This is a genomic window from Massilia aurea (genome assembly GCF_024753205.1).
Taxonomy (GTDB): Bacteria; Pseudomonadota; Gammaproteobacteria; order Burkholderiales; family Burkholderiaceae_D; genus Telluria; species Telluria aurea.
The window spans coordinates 888,904-914,849 of record NZ_JANUGZ010000003.1; the positions used below are offsets into that span (position 1 = coordinate 888,904).

General features: G+C 64.9%; 24 protein-coding genes and 1 riboswitch. Of the genes, 9 read left to right on the forward strand and 15 right to left on the reverse strand.

What is annotated here, in order from left to right:
* Positions 1 to 26: 26 nt before the first annotated feature.
* A riboswitch (TPP riboswitch) is annotated at positions 27 to 139 on the reverse strand.
* Between the two features lie 56 nt (positions 140 to 195).
* Together NX775_RS14555 and NX775_RS14560 are read right to left on the reverse strand one after the other, a co-directional pair.
* Positions 196 to 603, reverse strand: coding sequence for a hypothetical protein (locus NX775_RS14555; RefSeq protein ID WP_258836648.1), 408 nt, complete (start codon positions 601 to 603; stop codon positions 196 to 198).
* 20 nt (positions 604 to 623) lie between these two features.
* Positions 624 to 2,738: a hypothetical protein gene (locus NX775_RS14560; protein WP_258836649.1), complete on the reverse strand. Its 2,115-nt coding sequence runs from the start codon at positions 2,736 to 2,738 to the stop codon at positions 624 to 626.
* Between the two features lie 246 nt (positions 2,739 to 2,984).
* On the opposite strand from NX775_RS14560, the gene NX775_RS14565 reads away from it, so the two are divergent.
* From NX775_RS14565 to NX775_RS14580, 4 genes are all read left to right on the forward strand, one after another.
* Positions 2,985 to 5,783 carry a valine--tRNA ligase gene (locus NX775_RS14565; protein WP_258836650.1) on the forward strand — a complete coding sequence of 933 codons (2,799 nt, stop codon included), beginning with the start codon at positions 2,985 to 2,987 and terminating at the stop codon, positions 5,781 to 5,783.
* 233 nt (positions 5,784 to 6,016) lie between these two features.
* Positions 6,017 to 6,385 (forward strand): hypothetical protein, encoded by a 369-nt coding sequence (locus NX775_RS14570; RefSeq protein ID WP_258836651.1) that lies wholly within the window; start codon positions 6,017 to 6,019, stop codon positions 6,383 to 6,385.
* A 32-nt stretch (positions 6,386 to 6,417) separates the two neighbouring features.
* Positions 6,418 to 7,563, forward strand: a complete 1,146-nt coding sequence (locus NX775_RS14575; RefSeq protein ID WP_258836652.1) for an acyltransferase family protein — start codon at positions 6,418 to 6,420, stop codon at positions 7,561 to 7,563.
* On the forward strand, positions 7,563 to 8,246 hold the full coding sequence (locus tag NX775_RS14580; RefSeq protein WP_258836653.1) for a transglycosylase domain-containing protein: 684 nt from the start codon (positions 7,563 to 7,565) through the stop codon (positions 8,244 to 8,246). Before NX775_RS14575 ends, NX775_RS14580 begins: the two co-directional genes overlap by 1 nt.
* Here NX775_RS14580 and NX775_RS14585 read toward each other — a convergent pair whose 3' ends face one another.
* Both NX775_RS14585 and NX775_RS14590 read right to left on the reverse strand, forming a co-directional pair.
* Positions 8,247 to 9,317 (reverse strand): MBL fold metallo-hydrolase, encoded by a 1,071-nt coding sequence (locus NX775_RS14585; RefSeq protein ID WP_258836654.1) that lies wholly within the window; start codon positions 9,315 to 9,317, stop codon positions 8,247 to 8,249.
* A 115-nt stretch (positions 9,318 to 9,432) separates the two neighbouring features.
* Positions 9,433 to 10,914, reverse strand: a complete 1,482-nt coding sequence (locus NX775_RS14590; protein WP_258836655.1) for an alanine/glycine:cation symporter family protein — start codon at positions 10,912 to 10,914, stop codon at positions 9,433 to 9,435.
* 232 nt (positions 10,915 to 11,146) lie between these two features.
* Between NX775_RS14590 and NX775_RS14595 the strand changes: the two genes are divergently transcribed.
* The 4 genes from NX775_RS14595 (at position 11,147) to NX775_RS14610 (ending at position 12,867) form a co-directional block, all read left to right on the forward strand.
* Complete coding sequence (locus tag NX775_RS14595; protein ID WP_183556826.1) at positions 11,147 to 11,341, forward strand: hypothetical protein; 195 nt, start codon at positions 11,147 to 11,149, stop codon at positions 11,339 to 11,341.
* A 106-nt stretch (positions 11,342 to 11,447) separates the two neighbouring features.
* Positions 11,448 to 11,900 carry a DUF2147 domain-containing protein gene (locus tag NX775_RS14600; RefSeq protein WP_258836656.1) on the forward strand — a complete coding sequence of 151 codons (453 nt, stop codon included), beginning with the start codon at positions 11,448 to 11,450 and terminating at the stop codon, positions 11,898 to 11,900.
* A gap of 39 nt (positions 11,901 to 11,939) precedes the next feature.
* Positions 11,940 to 12,281: an SMR family transporter gene (locus NX775_RS14605; RefSeq protein ID WP_258836657.1), complete on the forward strand. Its 342-nt coding sequence runs from the start codon at positions 11,940 to 11,942 to the stop codon at positions 12,279 to 12,281.
* Positions 12,282 to 12,342: 61 nt separating this feature from the next.
* Positions 12,343 to 12,867, forward strand: coding sequence for a hypothetical protein (locus NX775_RS14610; RefSeq protein ID WP_258836658.1), 525 nt, complete (start codon positions 12,343 to 12,345; stop codon positions 12,865 to 12,867).
* Here the strand turns inward: NX775_RS14610 and NX775_RS14615 are convergent.
* The 3 genes from NX775_RS14615 to NX775_RS14625 are packed head-to-tail and all read right to left on the reverse strand — an operon-like array spanning position 12,834 to position 16,385.
* Complete coding sequence (locus NX775_RS14615) at positions 12,834 to 13,439, reverse strand: response regulator transcription factor (protein ID WP_258836659.1); 606 nt, start codon at positions 13,437 to 13,439, stop codon at positions 12,834 to 12,836. The genes NX775_RS14610 and NX775_RS14615 overlap by 34 nt on opposite strands.
* Entirely contained in the window at positions 13,436 to 14,557 is a 1,122-nt protein-coding gene (locus tag NX775_RS14620; protein WP_258836660.1) for a sensor histidine kinase, read from the reverse strand. Before NX775_RS14620 ends, NX775_RS14615 begins: the two co-directional genes overlap by 4 nt.
* A gap of 16 nt (positions 14,558 to 14,573) precedes the next feature.
* On the reverse strand, positions 14,574 to 16,385 hold the full coding sequence (locus tag NX775_RS14625) for a CIA30 family protein (RefSeq protein ID WP_258836661.1): 1,812 nt from the start codon (positions 16,383 to 16,385) through the stop codon (positions 14,574 to 14,576).
* A gap of 248 nt (positions 16,386 to 16,633) precedes the next feature.
* Between NX775_RS14625 and NX775_RS14630 the strand changes: the two genes are divergently transcribed.
* Positions 16,634 to 17,089, forward strand: coding sequence for a hypothetical protein (locus NX775_RS14630; RefSeq protein ID WP_258836662.1), 456 nt, complete (start codon positions 16,634 to 16,636; stop codon positions 17,087 to 17,089).
* Here NX775_RS14630 and NX775_RS14635 read toward each other — a convergent pair.
* The 8 genes from NX775_RS14635 to NX775_RS14670 form a co-directional block, all read right to left on the reverse strand.
* On the reverse strand, positions 17,081 to 18,736 hold the full coding sequence (locus NX775_RS14635; protein ID WP_258836663.1) for an ATP-binding response regulator: 1,656 nt from the start codon (positions 18,734 to 18,736) through the stop codon (positions 17,081 to 17,083). The genes NX775_RS14630 and NX775_RS14635 overlap by 9 nt on opposite strands.
* Positions 18,727 to 19,194 (reverse strand): response regulator, encoded by a 468-nt coding sequence (locus NX775_RS14640; protein WP_183556801.1) that lies wholly within the window; start codon positions 19,192 to 19,194, stop codon positions 18,727 to 18,729. The genes NX775_RS14635 and NX775_RS14640 overlap by 10 nt, the downstream gene beginning before the upstream one ends.
* Positions 19,191 to 21,527, reverse strand: a complete 2,337-nt coding sequence (locus tag NX775_RS14645) for an ATP-binding protein (protein WP_258836664.1) — start codon at positions 21,525 to 21,527, stop codon at positions 19,191 to 19,193. The genes NX775_RS14640 and NX775_RS14645 overlap by 4 nt, the downstream gene beginning before the upstream one ends.
* A gap of 129 nt (positions 21,528 to 21,656) precedes the next feature.
* On the reverse strand, positions 21,657 to 22,733 hold the full coding sequence (gene ruvB / locus NX775_RS14650; RefSeq protein ID WP_258836665.1) for a Holliday junction branch migration DNA helicase RuvB: 1,077 nt from the start codon (positions 22,731 to 22,733) through the stop codon (positions 21,657 to 21,659).
* Positions 22,734 to 22,746: 13 nt separating this feature from the next.
* Entirely contained in the window at positions 22,747 to 23,325 is a 579-nt protein-coding gene (ruvA, locus tag NX775_RS14655; RefSeq protein WP_258836666.1) for a Holliday junction branch migration protein RuvA, read from the reverse strand.
* A gap of 15 nt (positions 23,326 to 23,340) precedes the next feature.
* On the reverse strand, positions 23,341 to 23,880 hold the full coding sequence (gene ruvC, locus NX775_RS14660; protein WP_183556793.1) for a crossover junction endodeoxyribonuclease RuvC: 540 nt from the start codon (positions 23,878 to 23,880) through the stop codon (positions 23,341 to 23,343).
* Positions 23,881 to 24,017: 137 nt separating this feature from the next.
* Positions 24,018 to 25,604 (reverse strand): bifunctional phosphoribosylaminoimidazolecarboxamide formyltransferase/IMP cyclohydrolase, encoded by a 1,587-nt coding sequence (gene purH / locus NX775_RS14665; protein WP_258836667.1) that lies wholly within the window; start codon positions 25,602 to 25,604, stop codon positions 24,018 to 24,020.
* 91 nt (positions 25,605 to 25,695) lie between these two features.
* Complete coding sequence (locus NX775_RS14670) at positions 25,696 to 25,929, reverse strand: helix-turn-helix domain-containing protein (RefSeq protein WP_005667930.1); 234 nt, start codon at positions 25,927 to 25,929, stop codon at positions 25,696 to 25,698.
* Between the last annotated feature and the right edge of the window lie 17 nt (positions 25,930 to 25,946).

Sequence of the window (25,946 nt, forward strand, 5' to 3'; positions counted from 1 at the left end):
AGGTCGGGCGCAATGTGCGCACGCTTGCGGCGAATCGGCTGCTTCCCTTCGCTGGCATTATCCAGATCAGGTTCGGAGGGTATTTCTCACCCACGCATCGTTGTAAAAGCAACGACGCGCAGGACCCCTAGCGTTTGCTGCCAGTAATGGCAGCGGGTGGATTATAGCCGAACAAATATTGAATGGGCATCATGGTTACAACATCGGCGGCTCGGCCGGCAATGGCAGCAAATGCAAAGCGCCGTCGATAAAACGCACTTCGACGAACGGCGTCTGCGCCGGCTCGACCGCCCGGCGCACCGTCGGCCCGCCCTGCACCGCCACCTCGAGCTGCACGCTGGGCCCGTCGACCGCCACATCGAACGAATCCGCACGCGAAATCGTCAGGTCGGTACTCACGTTCGGCCGGTCATAGACCTGCTTGCCGTCGACCCGCACGCTGACCGTATTGTCTTGAAATCCCTCGCCCAACCTCACGCGTAACGTCATCGCTTGCCTCGCCTTTCCATTGACTGCAACAGGTTTGCCGGACAAGCCGCCTGAAGGGCAGGCTTGTCCGGAACAGAGTAACGCCAGCACGGCCAGCCCAAGTGCCCGGCGCATCCCCTGCGATCCAGCATGGATCATGCCTTGCGGTGCGGCCGCGCGCCCGGCCCGGTCGCGCCGGCCGCCGCAGTACCATCCTGGATCGTGGCCAGGCAGGTGAGCAACTCGCCCTGGGATACCGGATCGAGTACCTTGGCGTGGGCGGCGCTCGAGAGCAGTGCAACGCTCTCGTCGAGACGCGCTGCGCGCACGAACAGCGGCTTGCCCTCGCCCGCGTTCACTGTCTTGAACGCGCGGGCGGCATTGACGCCCTTGACCATGCGCACATAGGCGGCCATCGGATGCATGTCGAAGCGGTCGAGGACCTCGTCGAAGGCGGCGTTACCCGAGCGCAGCGTTTCGTTGTCCGACCCTTGCAGGTACAACAGCGCGCCCTGGTCTTCGCCCATGAACAGGTCGGCCAGCACGTTGTCGTCAGTGCTGACCGGATAGCGCACGCGCACCGTCAGGATATCGGACAGCACCTGCGATCCGTCGAGCGCCGCATACGCGGCCCGCACCCGGTACTGGCCCGGCTGGTCAAAATAGAAACCATCCTTGCCATAGCCGATATAGGCGCTGTCCTGGACCGGATTGTCCACCCCGAGCATCGTCTGGCGTTCGCCCACCAGATGGTCGATCATCGGCTCGTAGGCGCAGAGCCGGCCGCCAGGTTGTTCGATGATGACCTTCACCAGCCCATAGTTCGGATGCAGCCAGGTATGGGCGCGGCGCCCGCGCGTGTCGGTGGCGCGCAGCTTGAGTTGGAGCACCACCGGCTCGCCCAGCGCGAAGCTGCGCTGGTGGGTCGAGATATCGAGCACCAGGCCGGATTCGTCCGAGATCGGATCGGCCATCACGTCACGACCAAGCGAGGCGCCGCTCGTGAAGCTGTTGCCACCCATGATGATGTCGTTGCGGAAACCGTGGCGCAGGTGGATCAGCTCTTCGTCGTCGAAGCGGAAGTCGAAGCTGCTCCAGAAGCCGGGTGCGCCGCCATTTGGGTAGTACCACGGATAGTTCATCCACGACAGCGCTTCGGGACGGTTCGGTTTGGGTGGATTGGCATACGATTTCTGCCACGAGTGCATCAGGTTGAAGCAATGCCCCAGTTCGTGCACGTAGGTGTAGAGCTGCAGCCGGTGTTGCTCGGCCGTGGCGCCGCCGATCCCGGCGTGAAACACGGCGCAGCCCTGGCGTTGCTTGCCCTGCTGGTCGAACATGATGCCGTACAGGCCCGTGCCCATATCATGCTGTTGCGCCACCAGTTGCCAGACGCACCACTGCTGCAGGTCGCCCCACAGCGAAAAATGCTGCTGCATCGACGCGTGCAGCTCGGCATTGCTCCAGGTGGCATTGGCCCCGGCCGCGCCGACATCGATGACATTGTTGCCGGCGGTGGGCACCATGCCGATGCCCGCTTCACCAAAGGCGCTGACCACGTTGACCGTACGGGCACTGCCGCCCGAAGGCAGTGAGCCCGTGTTGTAGCTCGAAAACGGCGTGGTCTTCACGTCGGACACGCTGTCGGTTTCAATACGCACCGTGCGGAAATGCAGTGACGAGAACGGGCAATGGTAGGACGCCCCCGGCGTATTGTTAACCGTGAAGAACTGCAGCGTGGCCGCGGCCTGCGGCTGGAAGATATTCACGCGCGGGATCGTGACTTGTATTACCGGCGCCCCGGCCGAGAACGTGAAGCGGCCCATGCCCTTGACGACGATGCGGGTGGTCGACACCGTCACGGTCGGGCTGTCGACCACAAACGAGCCGAAGTACGACTTGGTCTTGCCGCTGGTCTGGTAAAAGTCGCCGCTGACCCGGCGCATCGGCCGGTTGCGGTCGACATCGACCCGCAGATCGAGCTGGAAGCTGCCGAGCGAACTGGCGTAGCAACCGCTGACCGCCTTCTTGATGGCCGGGATGGACGGAATGGGCAGCGAGGGGATCGGCAAGGGCACCTGCGGGGCAGGTGCGATGCCCGGCCCCGCAGCAATCCCGGGCGCGGCGCCGGTGGGCCCGGTGTCGTACGGCTCGGGAATCCCCAGGTCGCCATTGGACAGCCCGGATACTTCTTCATAGGTCATCACGCCGGTGTCGCCGATGGCGTCTTCGTTTGCATTGTCGATCCCGGTTGGGTCGAGTTGTGACATGGTGTTCTCCTCATGGTCGAAAAGCCCTCGTTCGACCAGTGGAGTGGGGGTGATGGTTCGTCGAGGCTGTAGATATTCAGAGGAATCACGCGCGCATCTGGAGGTAGATCAAGGAGCCCGATCAAACAAAGAAGGATTCAAACGAGCTGGACAACGACTGGCAATTCAGCGACGTTGCCAGGATAGGCTGGCGCTGGAAGGTGACCTATAATGGTTTCTTTCGCAAAATTCACACACGACCACATCATGGAATTAGCCAAGTCTTTCGAGCCAGCCGATATTGAACAGTTCTGGCGCGCCGAGTGGGAACAGCGCGGCTACTTTGCCGCGACCATGGACGAGGGCAAGCCCTCCTTCAGCACCCAGCTGCCGCCGCCGAACGTCACCGGCACCCTGCACATGGGCCACGCGTTCAACCAGACGATCATGGATGGCCTGACGCGCTACTACCGCATGCGCGGCTACAACACCGCATGGGTTCCGGGCACCGACCACGCCGGCATTGCCACCCAGATCGTCGTCGAGCGCCAACTGGACGCGCAAAAGATCTCGCGCCATGACCTGGGCCGCGACGCGTTCCTCGAAAAAGTCTGGGAGTGGAAAGAAAAATCGGGCAGCACGATCACCGGCCAGATGCGCCGCCTGGGCACGTCGCCCGACTGGCAGCGCGAATACTTCACGATGGACGAGCCGCGCTCGAAATCGGTCGTCGAAGTCTTCGTGCGCCTGTACGAGCAGGGCCTGATCTACCGTGGCAAGCGCCTGGTGAACTGGGACCCGGTGCTGGGCACGGCCGTGTCCGACCTCGAAGTCGACTCGCAGGAAGAAGACGGCTTCATGTGGTACATCCAGTACCCGCTCACCGACGGCAGTGGGCACCTGACGGTCGCCACCACGCGTCCTGAAACGATGCTGGGCGACGTCGCCGTCGCGGTCGACCCGACCGATGAGCGCTACCTGCATTTGCACGGCAAGACACTCACGCTGCCATTGACCGGCCGCGAAATCCCGATCATCGCCGACAGCTACGTCGACAAGGAATTCGGCACCGGCTGCGTGAAGATCACGCCGGCCCACGATTTCAACGATTACGCGGTTGGCCAGCGCGCCGGCCTCGCGCCGATCAGCATCTTCACGCTCGACGCCAAGATCAACGAAAACGGCCCGGCCCAGTACCAGGGGCTGGACCGCTTCGCCGCGCGCAAGCAGATCGTCGCCGACCTCGAAGCGCTTGGCCTGATGGAACAGATCAAGCCGCACAAGCTGATGGTCCCGCGGGGCGACCGCACCAACGTCGTGATCGAGCCGATGCTCACCGACCAGTGGTTCGTCGCGATGACCAAGCCGGCCCCGGAAGGCACGTTCAATCCAGGCAAGTCGATCACCGACGTGGCGCTGGAAAAAGTCGCCAGTGGCGAAATCAAGTTCGTGCCCGACAACTGGAGCACGACCTACAACCAGTGGCTGGGCAACATCCAGGACTGGTGCATCTCGCGCCAGCTGTGGTGGGGTCACCGCATCCCGGCCTGGTTCGCCGAAGACGGCCAGATCGTCGTCGCGCGCGATGAAGCCGAGGCGCAGGCCAAGGCGGCAGCTGCCGGCATCACGGGCGCCCTGCGCCGCGACGACGACGTGCTCGACACGTGGTTCTCGTCGGCGCTGGTGCCTTTCTCGACCATGGGCTGGCCCGAAGAAACGCCCGATATGAAGATGTTCCTGCCGTCGTCGGTGCTGGTCACGGGCTTTGACATCATCTTCTTCTGGGTGGCGCGCATGGTCATGATGACCGCGCACTTCACCGGCAAGGTGCCGTTCGAGACCGTGTACGTGCACGGCCTGGTGCGCGACTCGCAGGGCCAGAAGATGTCGAAGTCGAAGGGCAACACGCTCGACCCGATCGACCTGATCGACGGCATCGACGTCGAGACGCTGGTGGCCAAGCGCACCACGGGCCTGATGGACCCGCGCGCCGCCGAGAAAATCGGCAAGGCCACGCGCCGCGAATTCCCGGACGGGATCCCGGCATTCGGCACCGACGCCGTGCGCTTCACGATGGCAAGCTACGCGTCGCTGGGCCGCAACATCAACTTCGACCTGGGCCGCGCCGAAGGCTACCGCAACTTCTGCAACAAGCTGTGGAACGCGACGCGCTTCGTGATGATGAACACGGAAGGCAAGGATTGCAGCGCCCCATTGCCTGAAGATTTATCCCAGGCCGATCGCTGGATCATCTCGCTGATGAACCGCGTCGAGCAGGATGTCGCCAAGGGCTTTGCCGACTACCGCTTCGACAATATCGCGAACAGCATCTACAAGTTCGTCTGGGACGAATACTGCGACTGGTACCTTGAAGTGTCGAAAGTCCAGGTCCAGCAAGGCACCGAAGCGCAGCAACGCGCGACGCGCCACACGCTACTGCGCGTGCTGGAAGTGATCCTGCGCCTGGCGCATCCGATCATCCCGTTCGTGACCGAAGCGCTGTGGCAGAGCATCGCCCCCCTGGCCGGCAAGACCGGGCCGACGATCATGCTGCAACCGTATCCGCAGGCCGATGCGACGCAGATCGACGAAGGCGCCGAAGCCTGGATGGAGCAGTTGAAGGCGCTGGTGGACGCCACCCGCAACCTGCGCGGCGAGATGTCGCTGGCGCCGTCGCTGCGCGTGCCGCTGATCGTCGAACCGTCGAGCGAGGCCGGGCGCGCTGACATGGCGGTGTTCGCACCGTACATCCAGCTGCTGGGCAAGCTGGCTGAAGTGCAGATCGTCGATGCGCTGCCGGAATCGCCAGCGGCCGTGTCGATTGTCGGCACCACCAAGCTGATGCTCAAGGTCGAGATCGACGTCGCCGCCGAACGCGAGCGCCTGTCGAAAGAGATCGCGCGCGTGGCCGGCGAAATCGCCAGGGCCAACGGTAAGCTGTCGAACGAAAGTTTTGTGGCGCGTGCCCCGGCCGCCGTCGTGGCGCAGGAGCAGGAACGCGTGGCAAACTTCTCGGCCACGCTCAGCAAGATGCAGGAACAACTGGAGAAATTGGCAGCGGCGTAATCCGCCAGTCCCCAAAGAAAACGCGGCCCCGGCCGCGTTTTCTTTGTCCTTACTCACATTAACCCATGCCACCAAAACAGCCGGGGTCAGGTCTGACATTCGGACACGACCTCAGCCCTAACTACTTGCAATGGCTTCTTGCCCGGCATTAGCATGGCCCGGTGTAAGCTGGTTCCGACTACCCAATTGTCGAGTTCGTGTCCGAATGTCAGACCTGACCCTGGCTTTTAGTCGTGGACCGCAACGCCGGTCAATGCAGGCAGGGCGACCGTGCGTGGCATCGAATTAGAAGGCAAGGCCACGATCGACCGGCGGGCGGCACGAGCCGGCGCATCGACGTCGGCGGCAACTATACCCACACCAGCCGCGTTGTCAGCCGCAGCAGCGCATCGATCTTCGATGCAAATAGCATGAAACGCCAGCTTGACCTTTACGCACTGTGGAAACGTGATGCAAGATCGCGCCTGCGACTGTCGGTCTCGGACCTGCTGCAGCAAGACCTTCTCGAACGGCGCACGTTCGAAGGCAACGCGCCGTTGCTGCGCGCAACGACATATCGGGTGCGCGCAACCTGGCGCCTGGTATGGGAGCACTCCCTGTAGACGATGGCAGCAATCACCCTGGAAAGCACCGCATGACGACTTCCCTTCCCCACTGGCACGCCGCGCGGCGCAACGTCGGCATCGATTGCCTGCGTGGCCTGGCGATCCTGCTCGTGATCGTGCATCATCTGGCCTTGCCGTTTCGCCTGCCGCTGGGTCCAAGCCTGCTTGGCCAGTGGCTGCCCAAGCGACTGATCGACGCCATCAGCTTCAACGGCTACGAAGCAGTCTTCATCTTCTTCACGTTGTCGGGCTTTCTGATCACGCTGCGTATCATCGAATGCGATGGCGACATTGGACGGGTCGACCTGCGCCGCTTCTACCGCGCCCGCGCGCGGCGCATCTTGCCCCTGCTCGGCCTGGCCCTGACGCTGCTCTCGCTGCTGGCCGTGTGCCAGGTGCCGGGATTCATGCCAGAGACCGACCGCCACTCGCTGGCCGGCTTGCTCGGTTCGGCGCTGACGTTTACGTTTAACTGGTACGAAGGCCGCACTGGCTGGGCGCCGGCGGGCTGGGATGTGCTGTGGTCGCTGTCGATCGAAGAAGTGTTCTACGTGGGCTTTCCACTCCTGTGCCTGTGGCTACCGCGCCGTGTACTGATCGGCATGCTCGTCGTGCTGGCGCTGGGGCTGCAACCGCTGCGCTCGCTGGTGCCGATGAGCGATGAGGTCTGGTGGGAAAAAGCATACCTGCCCGGAATGGCGGCGCTGGCCTGGGGCGTGCTCGCTGCACTGCTGGCGCGCCAGTGGCAGCCAGGCAAGCGAGGGGCCCGCATCATGGGTCTGGCTGGTGCGTTGTGCCTCGTGCTGGTATTGGGCTGGTCGGACGTGGTCTACCGTCATCTGTTCAAGTCGAACCTGTACGTGATTTGCGTCGGCGCCTGCCTGCTGCTGCTTGCCTTTTACGCGCAGCCACCTGCGCCGCGCCGTGGTCTGGGATGGCTGGCGCGCATGGGAAGCCTCAGTTATGAGCTATACCTGTTCCACATGTTCATCGTGCTTGGCACCGCGGGCCTGTACCGCGCGCTGATGGGCAATGTGCAAACCTGGACCTTCGTCGTCTACGTGCCGGTGCTGCTGTGCTGTTACGCGCTGGCGCGCCTGCTCGAACATGGCGCCGTGCATCTGGGTTTGCAGCGCAGACCATCCGTGGGCCAGGCGCCCGTCAAAGGCGTGTGATGCGACGACGAACCCGTTGGCTGTCGATCCTGCCCGCGATGGTGGCGGGCTATCTGCTCCTTGTCGTCATCTGGGCCTGGGCCACCTTTGACACTGTCACTGCGCACATGCCTGCAATCGCTGACGCGCCCCTGTCCGCGCGGCAGACGCAGATCCTGCTGCGCGTCGAAGATCCTGCCTTCTTCGTACACCACGGCGTGAGCCTGACCAGCGGCCAGGGCTTTGCGACGATCTCGGGCGCGGTCGCGCGCGACCTCTACCTGGAAGGTGCGGACCTAGGCGGGGCTGGCGGCGCGTTGCAGGCGCTGTACCGCAGCGTCTTCGCATGCTGCAAACGGATCGATCTGGGCCGTGATGCGATGGCCGTGGTGCTCGATGCCAGGCTGTCCAAGGCGCGACAACTGGCGCTGTACACCACCCATGTCTATTTGGGAACGCACAACGGCAGGCAGATCATGGGCTTGTCAGCGGCGTCCCGGAATTATCTCGGCAAGTCGCTGGAACAGACCAGCGAAGAAGAATTCATTGGCCTGGTTGCCATGATCAAGGCGCCCAACACGTACCATCCTGTCAGGCAGCCCGCAGCGTATGCGACGCGCGTGGCACGGGTGCGTGCGCTGGTGCAGGGCACCTGCAAGGCTCACGGCTGGTTCGATACAACACTGTCGCACTGCGGCGCGTGATCACTTGAGGCCATGCCACCAGCGCCCGCCGGCATGCGGCTGCGTCAAGCTCAGTGCTTCGCCCATCTCCGGCGTGGTCAGCTTGATGTCTTGATCATCGGCCAGCGTCTCGATCCGGTCGAGCGGCTCCTGCCAGCGGTGCAGCCCCAGATCGAACGTCCCGTTATGCATCGGCAGCAGCCAGGCTGCGTTCAGGTCCACGAAGGCTTGCAGCGTTTCTTCCGGCTGCATGTGGATGTCCGGCCAGAGCTTGTCGTAGGCGCCGGTTTCGATCAGCGCCATGTCAAAAGGCCCGTACCTGGCGCCGATCTCCTTGAAGCCCTTGAAATAACCGGTGTCCCCGCTGAAGAACAGGCGCAGGTCATCGTGCTGGATCACCCATGACGCCCACAGCGTCGAATTGCCGTCGTGCGGGCCGCGCCCCGAGAAGTGTTGAGCCGGCGTGGCAACGAAATGCACGCCGTCGATCTCGGCGTCCTGCCACCAGTCGAACTGGCGCACTTTGGCGCGGTCGATGCCCCAGTCGACCAGCCGGTCGCCCACGCCCAGCGGCGTGAGAAATACCGACGTCTTCGGCGCCAGCGCCATGATCGCCGCGTAGTCGAGATGATCGTAATGGTCGTGCGACAGGATGATCGCCTTGATGGGCGGCAGTTCGTCGATCGAGATGGGCGGCGCATGAAAGCGCGCCGGGCCGAACCACTGCACGGGCGATGCACGCTGCGAGAACACGGGGTCGGTCAGGTAGAACTCACCGGCGAGCTTGATCAGCATTGTCGAGTGGCCGAGGCGGTACAGCGTATTGTCGGGCGCCGCCAGCAGGGCCGCCCGGGTCAGGCTCTGCACCGGCACTGCCTGCTGCGGCATGGTCCCGGCCGGCTTGTCGAACAGGAAAGCCCACCACAGCTTGGCAATGCCGCCAGCACCCAGCTTGTGCATGGCGACCGGATTGCGGTATTTGCCGTCATGGTATTGCGGCGAGGTTGGCGCGGTCGTCGTTGCCGAGACAGATGTACAGATTGCCATGGTAGCGAGAGCTCCCGTAACGATGATGCCGACAAGCAGGCGCATGAACGCGTCGATTCGATAAAGTGCACTACGGCCGATCCGGACTTCCTGGCGCTGGGGCGGATGGCACACGCTCCAGCGGGCGTCCGGGCCTGGATGGCCGGGACGCCGCACGTCTCTATTTGATCGCCGCCGCGTCGCGCGCACTATCGCCTTGGAGCTTGAGCGCAGCAGCACGCCCCTCCCAGTAATGCGCATTCTTGATCCCCAGCGCAACCGGATCGAACTCGGGTTCCTTGCCGGCCTTCTTCTGCGCTTCGTAGTCGCGCAGGCACTTGAAAGCGTCCTTGCGCAGCAAGAAGATCGCGACGATGTTCAGCCAGGCCATCAGGCCGACGCCGATGTCACCCAGGCCCCAGGCCACGTCGGCGGTCTTGACAGCGCCGTAGATCGTGGCCGAGACGATGCACAGCTTGAGGAGCACGCCCAGCCACGGATGGCGGTTATGGCGGTCCATGTAGGCGATATTGGTCTCGGCGATGTAGTAGTAGGCGACGATGGTCGTGAACGCGAAGAACAGCAGCGCGATCGCAACGAACAGCGCGCCGAAGCCCGGCAGCACGTTCTCAAGCGCCGTCTGCACATAGCCCGGGCCCGACGCCACGCCCTGCACGCCGATGAAGCGCGCCGTGCCGTCGGTATTTTCGACGTTGTACTGACCCGTCACCAGCAGCATGAAGGCGGTGGCCGAGCACACGAACAGCGTGTCGATGTACACCGAAAAACCCTGCACCAGACCCTGCTTGGCCGGGTGGCTCACTTCGGCCGCCGACGACGCGTGCGGGCCGGTACCCTGCCCGGCTTCGTTCGAATAGATGCCGCGCTTGACGCCCCACTGAATGGCCATGCCGAGCATGGCGCCAAAGCCCGCGTCCAGGCCGAAGGCCGAGCTGACGATCAGGCGCAGCACGCCCGGCAGCGCTTCGATGTTCATCGCCACCACCACCACGGCCACGAGGATGTAGGCGGCCGCCATGAACGGCACCACGATCTCGGCGAAATGGGCGATACGCTTGACGCCGCCGAAGATGATCGCAGCCAGCACCACGGCCAGGCCGATGCCGGTGTAGAGCGGATCGATACCGGCGGCAGTCTTGAGACCTTCGGCGATCGAATTGGCCTGCACGCCCGGCAGCAGCAGGCCCGTGGCGAACAGCGTGGCGATGGCGAAGGTCCAGGCGTAGCGCTTCATGCCCAGGCCTTTTTCGATGTAGAAGGCCGGGCCGCCGCGGTACTGGTTGCCGATCTGCTCCTTGTAGACCTGGCCCAGCGTCGACTCGACGAAGGCCGAACTGGCGCCCAGGAAGGCCACGGCCCACATCCAGAACACGGCGCCCGGGCCGCCAAACGTGATGGCGGTGGCCACGCCCGCGATATTGCCAGTGCCGACGCGGCCGGCCAGCGTCATGGCCAGCGCCTGGAACGACGACACGCCCTGCTCCGAGCTCTTCCCTTCACGCATCAGGCGCAGCATCTCGCGGATGTGCCGCACCTGCAGGAAGCGGCCGCGTATCGAGAAATACAAGCCCGCCCCGAGGCACAGGGCGATCATGATGGGGCTCCAGATGATACCGTTGACTGCGTTGACCAGGTCGAGCATGGGGGTGCGACTCCTGCGTTGAGGGGTTCAGGAAGGGCGGCATATCGCCGCCGTGACGTCGCACAAGTTACATGATTCCGTAGGGAATTAACATCATTTTCTGGGTCTTGTGGCGGCATGCGCCGGGCTGACGCAGGATGGAGAGGAAATGGGCGCTGCTGGTGCAGGCGCGCCCGGTCGGTGCACCAATTGCTGGCGATCTAAAGCGTGGTGGACATGATACGATCCCACCATGGACCGACGAAGCGATTACAAGACCTCCCTCCTTATCGACGCCGTGCTGCACGACGTGTCGATCGAGGCCCGCCCTGCGGCGCGCGAACTGGCCACGCTCGGCGTGCCGCTCGAAGTGAGCCTGCGCGTGCTCACCCGCCCGGCCGAACGGCGCCACCAGGTCACACCGGAAGACGTGCGCAACGCGCCATAACCGCGGGCTGCGCGATTGGAAGACATCCTCGGGCGTCAACCTGTCACACGGGCGAAGCGGTAGGCTACACTGGCGCCGTACCTACAACAACACTGGAGACACCACCATGCGCCACCTGATCCAAGCAAGCCTGATCGCCGCCACCATGCTCGCCCTGCCCGCCGCCGCGTGTGCACAGGCCACCTCGCCTGTCGGCACCTGGAAGACCATCGATGACAAGACCGGCAAGCCAAAAGCGCTGGTGCGGATCACCGAAGAAGGCGGCGTCCTGACTGGCAAGATCGAAAAACTGTACCGCGCGCCATCCGAAGAGCAGAATCCGCTGTGCGGGAAATGCAGCGACGCGCGCAAGGACCAGCCGATCATCGGCATGACGATCCTGTCGGGCCTGAAAAAAGACGGCGGCGACTACACCGGCGGCGAAATCCTCGACCCGGCCGCCGGCAAGACCTACAAGAGCAAGGCCACGCTGGCCGACAACGGCAACAAGCTCGAAGTGCGCGGCTATATCGGCGCGCCGATGTTCGGGCGCACCCAGACCTGGCAGCGCGAGCAGTAATCATTACCACGGCCCGGCGACGGGCCGTTTTTATTGTCCATGACCCTGCACCTCGCTTACCTCTATCTCGGATTCGCCATCGTTGCCGAAGTGATCGGCACCACGGCCCTCAAAGCCTCCGACAGCTTCACCCGTCCCCTGCCCAGCCTGATCACGGTGGGCTGCTACGCCCTGTCGTTCTACCTGCTCACCTTCAGCCTGCGCGTGCTGCCAACCGGCATCGCCTACGCGATCTGGTCCGGCGTGGGCATCGTGCTCATTTCGATCGTCAGCTGGTTGTATTTCAAGCAAAGCCTGGATCTGGCGGCGATTGCCGGCATGGCGCTGATCATCGCCGGCGTGCTGGTCATCAACCTGTTTTCAAAAAGCGTCGGACACTGACCATGTCAACCGCACCGTGCGCCCGGACGTTACATCCGGCCCCATTCCCATCATTCGTACCATGACACCCACTCCCATCACGCGTACCGCACGCCCCGTTTTTCGCGGGCGCGAAATGCGCGTGCTGCGGCTTCTGAGCATGGCGGCCGGCGTGTTCGCCATCCTGCTGCCGGCTGCGCTGCTGGCCTCGACGGCGCATGGCATCCCGGACTGGCTCGAACCGTACATCGTGCTGGTGGGCGTGGCGCTGGGTTCGGGCGGGTTCTTTCTGGTGGCGATGGCGGGGCATCGCATGGGGCGCGACGCCATGCTGCGCTCGTTCGCGGCGCTGCTGCTGATGGTGCCGTTCGGCGCCAGCGGCATCGTCATCTGGCATGGCAGCAATATGCTGATGGTCTACCTGTGCACGTTCTTCCTGATCCACACGGTCCTGCTTTATTGCAGTTTCATCTATCCGCTGATGCACGTGCCGCAGCCACCGGCGCCGCCCCGGCGCGGCGGTAAAACACCCGCCTGGAACCAGCTGAGCCGGCCCCGCGGCAATGCCGACGACTACAACCAGCCGGCATCCCGCGCCAACCGGTAAGCTTCGACGCGGTTCCCGGCCCCCAGCTTGCTGATCGCCTCGGACAGATAGTTGCGCACCGTGCCTTCGGACAGGTGCACCTGGCGCGCGATCTCGCTGCTGCTGCGCCCTTCGCCTGCCAGCCGCAACACCTGCCGCTCGCGCTCGGTCAGCGGATCGCTGCCGCTGTTCCAGCTCTCCAATGCCAGTTCGGGCGCGATTGCACGGCCGCCACCGTGCACGACGCGAATGGCCGCCGCCAGCGCGTCGACCGGCGCGTCTTTCAGCAGATAGCCGCGCACGCCGGCTTCCATCGCGCGGCGCAGGTAGCCGCTGCGCGCAAACGTGGTCACGACCACGACCCGGCACGCCAGCTTGCGCTGGACCAGGCCCTGCGCCAGTTCGAGGCCCGTCATGTGCGGCATCTCGATATCGGTCAGCACGATGTCCGGCACCAGGTGCTCGCACAGCGCCAGCGCTGCGCGCCCGTCTGCGGCGCCGCCTACCACGTCGAAATCAGGCTCGAGCCGCAGCAGCGCGCTGAGGGCGCCCAGCACCAGCGTCTGGTCTTCGGCGATCAGGATGCGGATCATGCCGATGCTCCCGCCGGCACGTGCAGTTCGAGTGCCAGGCCGGCACCGGCCTGCAGCGACAAGCGCCCACCCAGCGCCGCGACGCGCTCGCGCATGCCGGCCAGGCCGTTGCCTGGCTGCAGACCATCCGTGCTGCGCAGCTTGCCGTCGTCGAGCACGCGCAGCACGGCGTGCGTCTGCCCATCCTGCTGCTCTTGCACGAGGCTGAGCGTGCAGCGCGACGCGCCGGCATGACGCACGATATTCGTTACGGCTTCGCGCACGGCCAGCGCCACCACGTGTTCTGCCGCCGGCGCCAGGTCGATGCGCTCGATGCGCTCGTCGAGGATCACGTCGGCCGCCAGCAGGCTGGCGCGCGCACTGGCCAGCGCCTGCACCAGGCCACTGTGGCGAAACCCCGTCACGGCGGCGCGCACCTCGGCCAGCGCCTGGCGCGCATTGGTTTCGATGTCGGCGATTTCGCGCTCGCAGGCCGCCAGATCGCGCCGCGCCAGCTTGCGCGCCAGTTCGGCCTTCAGCGCAATCATCGACAGCGAGTGGCCCAGCAGGTCGTGCAGGTCGCGCGAAATGCGTTCGCGCTCGGCGATGCGCGCCATGTGCTCGACCTCTTCCTGCTTGCGCAGCAAGAGCGTGCGCGATGTGCGCAGCCGGGCATCCATGATGCACGACAGGCCAACCGGCATGCCGGCCATCAGGATCGGCAGCAGGAACACCATCTGCATCTGCGGGATCAGCAAGGCAACGACCGCGCCGACGGCAATCACGCCCAGCATGGCGCACACGGGGCGGGCCGTGCCGGGAATGCGGGCGCACATGGCACAGGCAAAGATGAAGAAGCAGGCAGCGCCCGGATTCCACGGCGCCCAGGCTGCGCCGATCAGGCACGTGGCTGCCACGCAGGCGCCGACGCGCCAGCCGCGGGGCCAGAAGCTGGCGCAGTACAGCGGCACGAACAGGATGATCGTCAGCGCCAGCAGCACCGCCTCGGCCACGCCGGGCGTCACGTAATAAAACTTCCAGAACAGGTAGCCCAGTGACAGCAGCCACGTGTATTGCAATGCGCCGTAGTCGGCCGGCATCCACGGTCGCGCCAGCACCTGCCTGAAGGTCATCGTCATCGTGACTCCGTGATCGTCATTGCGCCAGCAGGCGCACGTCGGCGAGTTCGAAGCGATACTCGCCCGGCTGTGGCCCGGCACTGAATGCTAGCATGGCAACCGCCGCCGGATCGATGCCGGCAAAGGCCGACAGCGGCAGGCTGATTTCCGCCCATTCCGGGCCGGCGACGAATGGCACACTGCTTGGCCGCCCATTGGCCGCGCCCATGAGCATCACCTGATAGGTTTTGCCGTCACCGCGCACCTTGAAGCGCAAGACCCGGGCCGCGCTCAGGTCGGCCGGCTGCATCGGCTGCGCACCGGGCATGAAGGCGACGCTCGACCACGCATACGGCAGGCCGGGGGCGACGCTGGCCTGCACCGCCAGCGGTACCTGCCCATCGGGCAGCGCAGGCAGCACGTCGAGCTTGACGGTTGACTTGCCGCCAGCGTACTGGTCGGTCGATGGCATCCAGCCGCTGCCAAATGGACTGGCCAGTTTCGCCGCGCTGAACTGGCTGATGCGTCCATCGGCCGGCAAGCCCTGGCGCGTCGATCCACCGCGCTCTTGCGCGACCTGTTCACGCTTGGCGTCGCGCAGGGCATTCGCGCTCTGCCCGTCTTTCCACACCTCGACGATGCGGCGCGTGGCCGTGATGTCGCGTGTCGGGTCGCCCTCGACCAGCATCAGGTCGGCCTTGCAGCCTGTGGCAATACAGCCGCGCCGGCCCAGCCGGAAGGCGGCGGCTGGTGCGCTCGTGGCGGCGGCCAGGGCGGCGGTCGGCGTCAAACCCGCCTCCACCAGCGCAGCCAGTTCGCGGTGCATGCTGATGCCGTACAGCGTGCCGGCATTGCCGGCATCGGTGCCGGCCAGGATCGGCACGCCCGCCCTGGCCAGTGCCGCCGTGACGGCCTTCGGCATGGCCAGCAGCTGGGGACGCGCCTGCTGGCCGTAGCGCGCCTTGAGGGTCGTCGCGCCCTCGCGCCCGACCAGCGCCGCCAGATCCGCATCGCCCAGCAAGTCGTCGCCGCGCACGCCGGCCATGCTTTCCATCACGGTAAAGGTCGGGATCACGAAGGCATTCTTACGTTTGGCCAGCCTGGCCAGGCTGTCGACTGCAGTGGCATCGGCCGCCGCGCCCAGGAACAGATGGACCAGCGCGTCGGCGCCTGCCTCGAGCGCGGCGCGGGCGTCCTTTTCGGTGCTGACGTGTACAACGGCCAGCTTGCCGCGCCGGTGCGCCGCCTCGACCAGCGCGGTGGCCGTCGCGATGTCGAGCGAGTTCATCGCGCCGGCGCCGTGGCCGCCTGCTTCGAGCACGATCTTGATGAAGTCGGAGCCTTCGGCGATGCGAGCGTCGACAAAGGCCTGCGCCTCGCCCGGGTTGCTCAAGGTTGGGATCGGCACGCCGAACTGGGTGCCGTGGCCGCCCGGCGCGGTGGCCAGGGTGCCGGCCGAGAACAGGTCGGCCTGGCCCGCATGCCTGCCTGCGGCCATGCTGCGTTTGGCGTCCTGCATGACCGGCACGGCAGTAAACATGTCGATCTGGGTCGTCACGCCAAACAGCACCGGCAGGTCGAATTGCCGGAACGCGTGGGTGTGGGCGTCGATCAGGCCCGGCAGCAGCGTGCGCCCGGCCCCCTGGACGATGCGCGTACCTGCCGGGGCCGACCCGCGAAAATCCGCATCGACGACGCGCGTATCATCGAACAGCACCGAGCGCCGTTCGTGCACAGCCTTGCCGTCGAAGACGCGTACGTCCTGGACCAGGGTGGCGGCGCCCAGCGCCAAGCAGGAGAGGGACAGACCGGCTGCGGCAACTGCCGCTTTTGCGACGATCGTGGACATGGTTTCCTCACGGGTTGGTGTGAAACCAGTATGGCGATCGCGCCGGTATGCCGACAGGCGCACTTGCCATCACTATCGGATGACAACTGTCATGTGCGACCAGGCCCGTGCTACATCTGAACGACATATTCACGGCAAAACAAGGACAAATCTGTCGTGTGCCAAAGACAGTAATTAAGACCACAATATTGCCTGTGTGCTATCTTTGTCACACTGCCGTGCTGGCTGAACAATGCAATCGATCTCGTATGAGCCAGAACACCGTCCCTGTCAACTTTGCCGCGCGAAAAATCGCCATGACGATCCTGCGGCTGCTGTGCTTTGCCGCCGGCATGCTGGTGCTCGTTGCGCCGGCAATCGTGCTGCCGGCCGGCGCCATGACGCCGCACGCGGGCAAGGCGGCGGCAACCCTGGCCTGCCTCGTGCTCGGCGCGTGCGCCTTTTTCGTGACCGGGATGGCCGGCCACTTGCTGCGCCGCTCTGCCCTGCTGCGCGCACTGGCCGCGCTGCTGCTGGCGGTGCCCCTCGCCTTTTGCGCTGCATTGCTGTGGCGCGGCGCCGCGCCTGCGTTCATGTGGACTGCCGGCGTGCTGCTTGGCTTCACGCTGACGCTGTACCTGACGTTCGTCTATCCGGTGCTGCGCGCGCAGACGCAGGCCTGGCTGCGCTGGCGCGCCGCGCGCCAGCTGGCGTCATTACACTAGCCCCACCAGCCGCGCCACCGCCCGGATCAGCAGATGCGGCTGCAAGGGCTTGATCACGTACGCCTGATACCCCACCTGCAAGGCGCGCTGCTGGTCCAGGGGCCGCGCAAACGCGGACATCGCCACGGCCGGCAGCATGTGTTCGTCGAGGCGCATGTCATTGCGCACCGTGCGGATCAGGTCGTAGCCATTGAGCTTGGGCATGCTGATATCGCTGACCAGCACCTGCGGGCGCGCAGCGCTCAACTGCGCGAGCGCCGCCACGACCGAATTCACGGTGACGACAGCGGCGCCCCGCTCTTCCAGCACGCGCCGGCTCAACTCCAGGATGTCTTCGTTGTCGTCCACCAGCAGCACGCTCACGCCGCGCAGGTCGATCAGCATCAGCTGATCCGCTTCCGCTTCTGCTTGCACGACCGTGCCGGCGTCGCCACCCACCTGTTCGATGGCGCGCAGCGGCAGCATCACCGTGAATGTCGCGCCCTGGCCCACGCCGGCGCTGTGGCCGCTGACGGTGCCGCTATGCAGCTCGGTCAACTGCTTGACGATCGACAAGCCGATCCCCAGCCCGCCATGCACGCGCGCAGCCTTGCTGTTTTCCTGGCTGAAGCGCGTAAACAACTGCGGCAGGAATGACGCATCAATCCCCTCGCCGTTGTCGTGCACCGTCACCGCGACCTGCGCATCGTCGCGGCGCCGCGCCGTCAGGGTGATCGCGCCGCCGCCAGGGGTGAACTTGAGCGCATTGCCCAGCAAATTGGCGAAGATCTGCTGCAGGCGGACCGGGTCGCCATCGAGTTCCAGCGGCGCGCCGTCATGCGTGTCGATCCGGATCTCGACGCCCTTCTCGATGGCGAGCGGACGCAAGAATTCGGCGGCCGAATCGAGCAGCGCGCTCAGGTCGACCCGCTGCAGATCGAGAATCAGCTTGCCGGTCACGATGCGGTTCATGTCCAGCAGGTCGTTGATCAGCTTGGCCTGCAGCCCGGCATTGCGTGCGATGGCGTCGACGCCGCGCTTGACCGTAGCAGGGTTGTCCTGCCCGCGTTGCAGCACGCCGGCCCAGCCGACGATCACGGCCAGCGGCGTGCGCAGTTCGTGGCTGAGCGTGGCGAGAAATTCGTCCTTCAGCAGTGCAACCCGTTCGCTCTCCAGACGCGCCGTGCGTTCGGCCTCGAACAGGTACTGGCGCTGGTTGTCCATCAGGTGGCGTTCGGCCATGACTTCGCGCGCGATCTTGCGCCGCTCGATGGCGTTTTCGACGGCCCAAGTCAGGCTCTCGCGGCCCAGCCAGGCCTTGCCCACGAAATCCTGGGCGCCGTGGCGCAGCGACGCGCGGCTCTCCGTCCCGGCCACGCCGGTCAGGATCACGACGGGCAGGTGCGGAATCTTGTCAGCGTCGCACGGCAGGCGCGCCAGCACGTCGAGCGCGTCGCCGTCGGGCAGAAAAAAGTCGAGAATCATGCAGTCGAATGGCGCCGAACTCGCGCACAGGTGCATCGCCTCGTTCGCTGACGTCGCTTCGACGAACTGGTAGCGGCGATCGTGCCCGCCCAGCAGCGCCGCCTTGGCATCGGCGCGGTCCAGCGCATTGTCATCGACCAGCAGGATGCGCCAGGGACGATCGGTGTCGTAAGTCACGGGCATAAGGGTTTTCCAGTCGATGATGTGTCCGCGCCTGGCAGGACGACGTGCGTCAGCCAGTAGCGAAAGATGCTCTCGAGGTTGGCCAGGCCGTCCTCGAAGTTCACCAGTTTGACGTGATAGGCGTTGCCGCCGGCCGCATAGAACGCGTCGCGGTCGCGCGGGTTGATGCTGGCTGTCAGCACGATGACGGGCAGCGTGCGGCGTTGTGGATGGCGGCGCACTTCTTCCAGCAGCGTCAGGCCGTCTTCACCCGGCAGATTGCAGTCCAAAAGCATGAAGGCGTAGTCCGCGCCAGGCACGGCGAACAGCTGGCGCCTGGCGTCGTCGGCATCCATGGCATGCACCAGCAGGTTGCCGATGCCGGCGCGCCGCGCGGCAATCGAGACGGTGTCGAAATCCTCGTCGCTGTCGTCGACGACCAGAATGGGCGGCAAGTCGCTCCGCACCAGTGGCGTCATGCGCCTGGCTGCTTCATGCCGGCGCCGATCAGCGTGAAGTAAAAGGTGGTGCCCACGCCCAGTTCGGACGTGAACCAGCTGTGGCCATTGTGCTGCTCGACGAGCTTCTTGACGATCGCCAGGCCGGCGCCACTGCCGCCCCCGTACGCGTCGCGCGTGTGCAGACGCTTGAACATCATGAAGACGCGCTCACTGTGCTTGGTGTCGATGCCGATGCCGTTGTCGCGCACGTAGAACGTGGAGACGACATCCGCGCCATCGACCGGATCGAGGTAGCCGATCTCGATCCGGCGCTGCAGCTTGTCGTTGTACTTGGCGGCGTTGGAGATCAGGTTGGCGAACACCTCGCGCACGCGGATACGGTCGCACGAAACCGTCGGCAGCGGGCGGGGAATCTGCACGTCGATTTCGCGCCCGAGCAGACTCGCGCCCAGCATGTCGGTCGCTTCGGCCACCACGTCGCCCAGCGCGATCGGCTGGCGCGCAAGCGAGAGCCGGCCGACGCGCGAAAAGTGCAGCAGCGCGTCGAGCAGGCTGTCCATGCGCACCGTGAGGCGCAGCATGGCGTCGATGCGTTCGCGGCCCTGCGCGTCGAGCGGGCGGCCCGCCTTCGTTTCTTCGAGCAGGAAGTGGGCGTACTTGTGGATGCCGCGCAGCGGTTCTTTCAGATCATGGCCAGCGACGTAGGCAAACGCGTCGAGTTCGTCGTTGCTGCGCACCAAGTCCGTGTTCAGCGCCGCCAGCTGTTCGGCGCGGGCAACGACGACGTCGAGCATCAACAGGCGCAGGTTCTTGGCCGCCTCGATCTCGACCGGCTTCCAGGGTTCGGCGCGGCCCCGTACTTCTTCCTGCCACACGGCGAAGCTCTGGCGCGGCGTCAGGCGCGCGCCGTGCTCCCCGGTTGCCTTGCCGGCTTCGTACGGATTGCCGCCCCAGCGATACGTCTGCAGCTGCTCGGGGCGGAACCAGATGACCCAGTCGCCCTGGCTGCGCTGCGAGATCGGAAACGCCAGCAAGCCGCTGCAGCAACCAAGCGCGTCGCCGCCCTCAGGATAAGCGCGGCCCAGATCGTCCAGCGCAATGACCGTGCCGCCATCGGCCAGGCGCGCGCTGTGCAGCGTCAGCCAGGCCGCCAGCGCCGTGAGCTGCTGCGCATCCGGCGTGGCGCCGGCCATGCTCCACTGACCATTCTCCGAGACCGCCACGCCGCCCGCTTCGATCCCGTCGAGCAGCGAGGGCGCGCCATCGGTCAGCGCCGCGTAGTTGCCGTCGGCGAGCGCCTGGCCCAGTACCGCATGGTGCGCGGCCTCGAGCTTGAGCCGGTATTCCAGGTGCTCCCGGCCTTCGGCCGAGGCAATTTCGAGAGACGTGACCTGGCCGAGGAATTCGGCGGCCGCGCGCAGGGTATAGGGCAGCACGATCGGCGCGTAATGGTGGCACGCGATCAGGCCCCACAGCCGGCCGTCGCGCAGGATCGGCATCGTCAGCGTGGCGGCCACGCCCATATTGCGCAGGTAATCGGTGTACATGACGGAGGCGCCGCGCAGGGCGCAATAGGTCATGTCCAGGGGCCGCCCGGTCACGGGGTTCAGCAGCGGTACGATTTCCATCAGCGCGCCGTCCACGTCCGGCAAGGGCCGCACGCCGATGCGCTTGAAGATAGCGCGCGCCGGCACTGGAATGTCGCTGGCCGGATAACGCAATCCTAGCCACGAATTGAGGTCGCTGCGGTGCGCGTCGGCGATCACTTCGCCCGTCTCGTCGCGGTGGAAGCGGTAGATCATCACGCGGTCCAGGCCCGTCGTGCGGCGTACTTCGTTGGCGGCGATGTCGCAGAACGCGCTCAGGCTGCTGGCCGACTTCAGGCGCACCAGCGTCGTTTTCACCATCGAGTAATAGTCACTGTCGGTCACGACCGTATCGCCGGTGCGGCTGGCCGGCTCGATCTCGACGATCAGGACGCCGTCGGCCTGGTGGACCGAAAAATCCATCGGCACCTCCTGGCAAGGCGGATGGGGCAGCGGCGCCGTGAGCACGTACAGCGCATTGCGCTCCAGGACTTCGGTGCGCATTGCATGCACGATGCGCTGCGCCGCATCCGGGCCGACAACGGTGGCCAAGGGCTGGTCCAGCACCTGGTCCATGGCCAGGCCGGTACGCTGCGGCCAGTTTTCACTGGCCTGGCGCACGATCAGATCATCGGGACTGAGCGCCAGCAGCAAGCCATGCGCCTGGATGCAGCCCGGGGTCTGCACCGGCTCATCATCGCAGTTGGACAGGGAGACGCCATGGCGCTTGATACTGTACGGGAACGGCAGGGTGCTGCGACTCATTGAGTGACTCTTTATCGCATGGCCGTTTGCTAGACGAAGGGGCGAAGAGTAGCACTAACATGAGAACAGGGTAAATAATCGTCGTGCGCGCCCGAAAACCGATGGTTTTCGGACAAGCACATCAAGCGGTCAACCGCCCTGCCCTGGCGGCAGACTGTCCCACAAGTCGCCCGTCGGGCTGATGCGCGGCGCCGTCACGCCAAAGTGCTGGTATGCCAGCGGCGTGGCGATGCGTCCGCGCGGGGTGCGCTGCAGATAGCCCTGCTGGATCAGGAACGGCTCGAGCACGTCTTCGATCGTGTCGGCCGCTTCGCCGATGGCGGCTGCCAGGTTGCCGATGCCGACCGGGCCGCCGGCAAACTTGAACAGCACTGCTTCGAGCAGCTTGCGGTCCATGACGTCAAAGCCCACGCTGTCGACGTCGAGCATCTTGAGCGCGCGGTCGGCGATGTCGCGCGTGATCTCGCCTGTGCCTTTCACCTGCGCGAAGTCGCGCACGCGGCGCAGCAAACGGTTGGCGATACGCGGCGTGCCGCGGGCGCGCTTGGCCACTTCGCGCGCGCCGTCTTCGTCGATCGGCGCCACCAGCAGCGCGGCGCTGCGCAGCACGATCTTGGTCAGCTCGGGGACGTTGTAGAACTCCAGGCGCGCCACGATGCCGAAACGGTCGCGCAGCGGATTGGTCAGCATGCCGGCGCGGGTGGTCGCGCCCACCAGCGTGAACGGCTGCAGGTCGAGCTTCACGGAACGTGCGGCCGGGCCTTCGCCGATCATGATGTCGATCTGGTAATCCTCGAGCGCCGGGTACAGGATCTCTTCGACCACCGGCGACAAGCGGTGAATCTCGTCGATGAACAGCACGTCGTTCGGCTCGAGATTGGTCAGCAATGCCGCCAGATCGCCCGGGCGCTCGAGCACGGGGCCCGAGGTCTGGCGCAGGTTCACGCCCATCTCGCGCGCGATGATGTGCGCGAGCGTCGTCTTGCCCAGGCCCGGTGGGCCGAACAGCAACGTGTGGTCGAGCGCTTCGCGCCGGTTGCGCGCGGCCGTGATGAAAATCTCGAGCTGGTCGCGGATTTTCTCCTGGCCGACGTATTCGTCGAGCTGCTTGGGCCGCAGCGCGCGCTCGATCGCCTCTTCGTTGGGCGAGGCCGGCGCGGCGTCGATCACGCGCTGTTCGGTAAAGTTGTCGGTCTGGATACTCATTGCTTACATCCGGTCAGGCTTTGGAAAGCGCCTTGAGCGCAAATTTGATGCCATCCGAGACGCTGCCGCCGGCTGGCATGCTCTTGATCGCGAGCAGCGCTTCCTTGTCGGAGTAACCCAACGCGGCGAGCGCATTGAGCACGTCGGTCTGCGTGTCGTCGCGCGGCACGCCGGCGACCATGCCGATATCGGCGCCGAGCTTGCCCTTGAGCTCGAGCAGCAGGCGCTCGGCAGTCTTCTTGCCGATGCCGGGCACCTTGACCAGACGGCCCGTCTCTTGCAGCGTGACGGCCTGCGACAGCTCGGCCACAGTCATGCCCGACAGGATCGACAGCGCCATGCGCGCGCCGACACCCGTGATCTTGATCAGTTGCCGGAACAGCGCGCGTTCGGCGGCGCTGCCAAAGCCGAACAGCAGGTGCGCATCTTCGCGCACGGTCAGGTGCGTAAACAGCACGACTTTTTCGCCCGTGTGCGGCAGGTTGTAGAACGTGCTCATCGGCACATCGACTTCATAGCCGACGCCATTGCAATCCACCAGCACATGCGGCGGCGCTTTTTCGAGCAGGGTTCCGGAGAGACGACCGATCATCGAATGAATTCCTTGTTATGAGACGAGACGGCTGTTTTTCATGCGCAGCCCGATCATGTCGGGCGCAATCGCGCCGAGCAGCGCCAGCGTGTCGATCGTGTGGGCGTGGCAAATGGCCACGCCAAGCGCATCGGCAGCGTCGCTGCCCGGCAGGCCTGGCAGCTTGAGCAGGCGCGCGACCATGTCCTGCACTTGCGGCTTGGCCGCGCGGCCCGTGCCCACCACCGCTTGCTTGACCTGCACCGCCGTGTATTCGGCCACATCGAGATCGGCGCCCACGAGCGCCGTGATGGCCGCGCCGCGCGCCTGGCCCAGCAGCAGGGTCGATTGCGGATTGACGTTGACGAACACTTTTTCGATCGCGGAACAGGCTGGCTGGTAGGTCGCGATGATCTCGCTGACGCCGTGCAGGATGACTTTCAGGCGTGGCGGCAAGGCGCCTTCCAGCCCGGTCTTGATGGTGCCCGAAGCGATGTAGCGCAGCTTCGTGCCGTGTTTTTCAATGACGCCAAACCCCGTCGTGCGCAGGCCCGGGTCGATGCCGAGAATAATCATGCTGGAATGTTACCCCGGCTGGGGGTGTTCGTGGGAAAAATACTGTGCAAAAACACAGGGGCGCACCATTTCGGTACGCCCCCGTTGGACGTCAGCGGGGGCAGCAGGTTTCCCGCTGCCCTCGCCTTGCCAATGAATCAATGACGGAAGTGACGCGTGCCCGTGTACAGCATGACAACGCCACGCTCGTCGGCGGCATCGATGACTTCCTGGTCGCGCATCGAACCACCCGGGTGGATCACGCAGGTCGCGCCCGCATCGACGACGACGTCCAGGCCGTCACGGAACGGGAAGAATGCATCCGACGCCACGGCCGAGCCGGTCAAGCTGAGGCCAGCGTTCTGCGCCTTGATCGAGGCGATGCGTGCCGAGTCGATGCGGCTCATCTGGCCGGCGCCGACGCCCAGCGTCATGCCGTTACCGCAGAACACGATCGCGTTCGACTTGACGAACTTGGCCACGCGCCAGGCGAACATCAGGTCTTGCAGCTGCTGCGGCGATGGCTGCAGCTTGGAAACGACACGCAGCTCTTCCATGCCGACATTCTTCGCGTCTGGCGACTGCACCAGCAGGCCGCCGCCGACACGCTTGACGTCATAGGCATTCTGGCCGGCGCCCAGGGCGATTTCCAGCAGACGCACGTTCTGCTTGGCCGACATGATCTGGCGCGCCTCGGCGGTAAAGCCTGGCGCGATCAGCACCTCGACGAACAGCTTGGCCAGCGCTTCGGCCGCCTTGCCATCGACTTCGACGTTGAAGGCGATGATGCCGCCAAAGGCCGAGGTCGGATCAGTCTGCAGCGCGCGCGAATACGCGTCCAGTGCATCGACGCCGATTGCCACACCGCACGGATTAGCATGCTTGACGATCACACAACCGGCCGCCTGGCCAAGGCCGCCGAGCGACTTGACGCATTCCCACGCCGCATCGGCATCGGCGATATTGTTGTACGACAGCTCTTTACCCTGCAGCTGGCGGTAGTTGGCCAGTGCGCCATCGATCGTGACGAGGTCGCGGTAGAAGGCGGCGCCCTGGTGCGGATTCTCGCCGTAGCGCATTTCCTGGACTTTCTCGAAGCCCATGTTCAGGGTGGCCGGGAAGTTCGAGCGGGTCGCGTGTGCGCGGTCCTCGCCCAGGCTGGTCAGGTAATTGGTGATCGCGCCGTCGTACTGGGCGGTGTGTGCGAACACTTTCTTGGCCAGGCGGAACTTGGTCTCGTAGCTGACCGGACCGGCGTCGCCGCCCGAGCCCTTCATTTCCGCCAGCACGACGCCGTAGTCGGCCGGATCGACGACCACGACCACGTCGCGGTGGTTCTTGGCGGCAGAACGCAGCATGGTCGGGCCACCGATGTCGATGTTCTCAATCGCATCTTCCAGCGAGCATTGCTCTTTGGCGACGGTTTGCTGGAACGGGTACAGATTGACCACGACCATGTCGATCTGCGGAATATTGTGCTCTTCCAGTTTCGCGATGTGCTCGGGGAAATCGCGACGGGCCAGGATGCCGCCGTGCACTTTCGGGTGCAGCGTCTTGACGCGGCCATCGAGCATTTCCGGAAAACCGGTGTAATCGGCCACTTCCGTAACTGGCACGCCATTTTCTTGCAGCAGCTTGGCGGTGCCGCCAGTGGACAGGATGTTCACGCCCAGCTGGTTCAGCGCGCGCGCGAAATCGAGCACGCCGGTCTTGTCGGATACGGAAATGAGAGCTTGTTTGATCATGGTGAGGCCTATGGTTGAGAATTCCTGGCGCCGGACATGGAGACCGTTGGGTCTCCGGGGCCGCGCAGGAAGCGCAGCCAACCGGCAACGCTTAGAGCAGCCCGTGCTCTTGCAGTTTCTTGCGCAATGTATTGCGATTGATGCCCAGCATCTGCGCGGCATGCGACTGGTTGCCGTCGGCGCGCGACATGACCACTTCGAGGACGGGCTTTTCGACGGTCAACACCATCATGTCGTAGATGTTGGTCGGTTTTTGCTCGCCGAGATCGTTGAAATAGTCTTCAAGACTCTTCTGGACGACTTCCTGGATACTTTCTTTGCTCATGTCTTTGCTGCTTCATC

Coding starts and splice junctions, on each gene's coding strand:
- purH (WP_258836667.1), bottom strand. CDS start 25,604: ATGATCAAACAAGCTCTCATTTCCGTATCCGACAAGACCGGCGTGCTC.
- NX775_RS14585 (WP_258836654.1), bottom strand. CDS start 9,317: ATGCGCCTGCTTGTCGGCATCATCGTTACGGGAGCTCTCGCTACCATG.
- ruvA (WP_258836666.1), bottom strand. CDS start 23,325: ATGATCGGTCGTCTCTCCGGAACCCTGCTCGAAAAAGCGCCGCCGCAT.
- NX775_RS14640 (WP_183556801.1), bottom strand. CDS start 19,194: ATGACGCCACTGGTGCGGAGCGACTTGCCGCCCATTCTGGTCGTCGAC.
- NX775_RS14670 (WP_005667930.1), bottom strand. CDS start 25,929: ATGAGCAAAGAAAGTATCCAGGAAGTCGTCCAGAAGAGTCTTGAAGAC.
- NX775_RS14575 (WP_258836652.1), top strand. CDS start 6,418: ATGACGACTTCCCTTCCCCACTGGCACGCCGCGCGGCGCAACGTCGGC.
- NX775_RS14600 (WP_258836656.1), top strand. CDS start 11,448: ATGCGCCACCTGATCCAAGCAAGCCTGATCGCCGCCACCATGCTCGCC.
- NX775_RS14630 (WP_258836662.1), top strand. CDS start 16,634: ATGAGCCAGAACACCGTCCCTGTCAACTTTGCCGCGCGAAAAATCGCC.
- NX775_RS14620 (WP_258836660.1), bottom strand. CDS start 14,557: ATGACGATGACCTTCAGGCAGGTGCTGGCGCGACCGTGGATGCCGGCC.
- NX775_RS14645 (WP_258836664.1), bottom strand. CDS start 21,527: ATGAGTCGCAGCACCCTGCCGTTCCCGTACAGTATCAAGCGCCATGGC.
- NX775_RS14610 (WP_258836658.1), top strand. CDS start 12,343: ATGACACCCACTCCCATCACGCGTACCGCACGCCCCGTTTTTCGCGGG.
- NX775_RS14555 (WP_258836648.1), bottom strand. CDS start 603: ATGCGCCGGGCACTTGGGCTGGCCGTGCTGGCGTTACTCTGTTCCGGA.
- NX775_RS14565 (WP_258836650.1), top strand. CDS start 2,985: ATGGAATTAGCCAAGTCTTTCGAGCCAGCCGATATTGAACAGTTCTGG.
- NX775_RS14635 (WP_258836663.1), bottom strand. CDS start 18,736: ATGCCCGTGACTTACGACACCGATCGTCCCTGGCGCATCCTGCTGGTC.
- NX775_RS14580 (WP_258836653.1), top strand. CDS start 7,563: ATGCGACGACGAACCCGTTGGCTGTCGATCCTGCCCGCGATGGTGGCG.
- NX775_RS14615 (WP_258836659.1), bottom strand. CDS start 13,439: ATGATCCGCATCCTGATCGCCGAAGACCAGACGCTGGTGCTGGGCGCC.
- NX775_RS14590 (WP_258836655.1), bottom strand. CDS start 10,914: ATGCTCGACCTGGTCAACGCAGTCAACGGTATCATCTGGAGCCCCATC.
- NX775_RS14605 (WP_258836657.1), top strand. CDS start 11,940: ATGACCCTGCACCTCGCTTACCTCTATCTCGGATTCGCCATCGTTGCC.
- ruvB (WP_258836665.1), bottom strand. CDS start 22,733: ATGAGTATCCAGACCGACAACTTTACCGAACAGCGCGTGATCGACGCC.
- NX775_RS14560 (WP_258836649.1), bottom strand. CDS start 2,738: ATGTCACAACTCGACCCAACCGGGATCGACAATGCAAACGAAGACGCC.
- NX775_RS14595 (WP_183556826.1), top strand. CDS start 11,147: ATGGACCGACGAAGCGATTACAAGACCTCCCTCCTTATCGACGCCGTG.
- NX775_RS14625 (WP_258836661.1), bottom strand. CDS start 16,385: ATGTCCACGATCGTCGCAAAAGCGGCAGTTGCCGCAGCCGGTCTGTCC.
- ruvC (WP_183556793.1), bottom strand. CDS start 23,880: ATGATTATTCTCGGCATCGACCCGGGCCTGCGCACGACGGGGTTTGGC.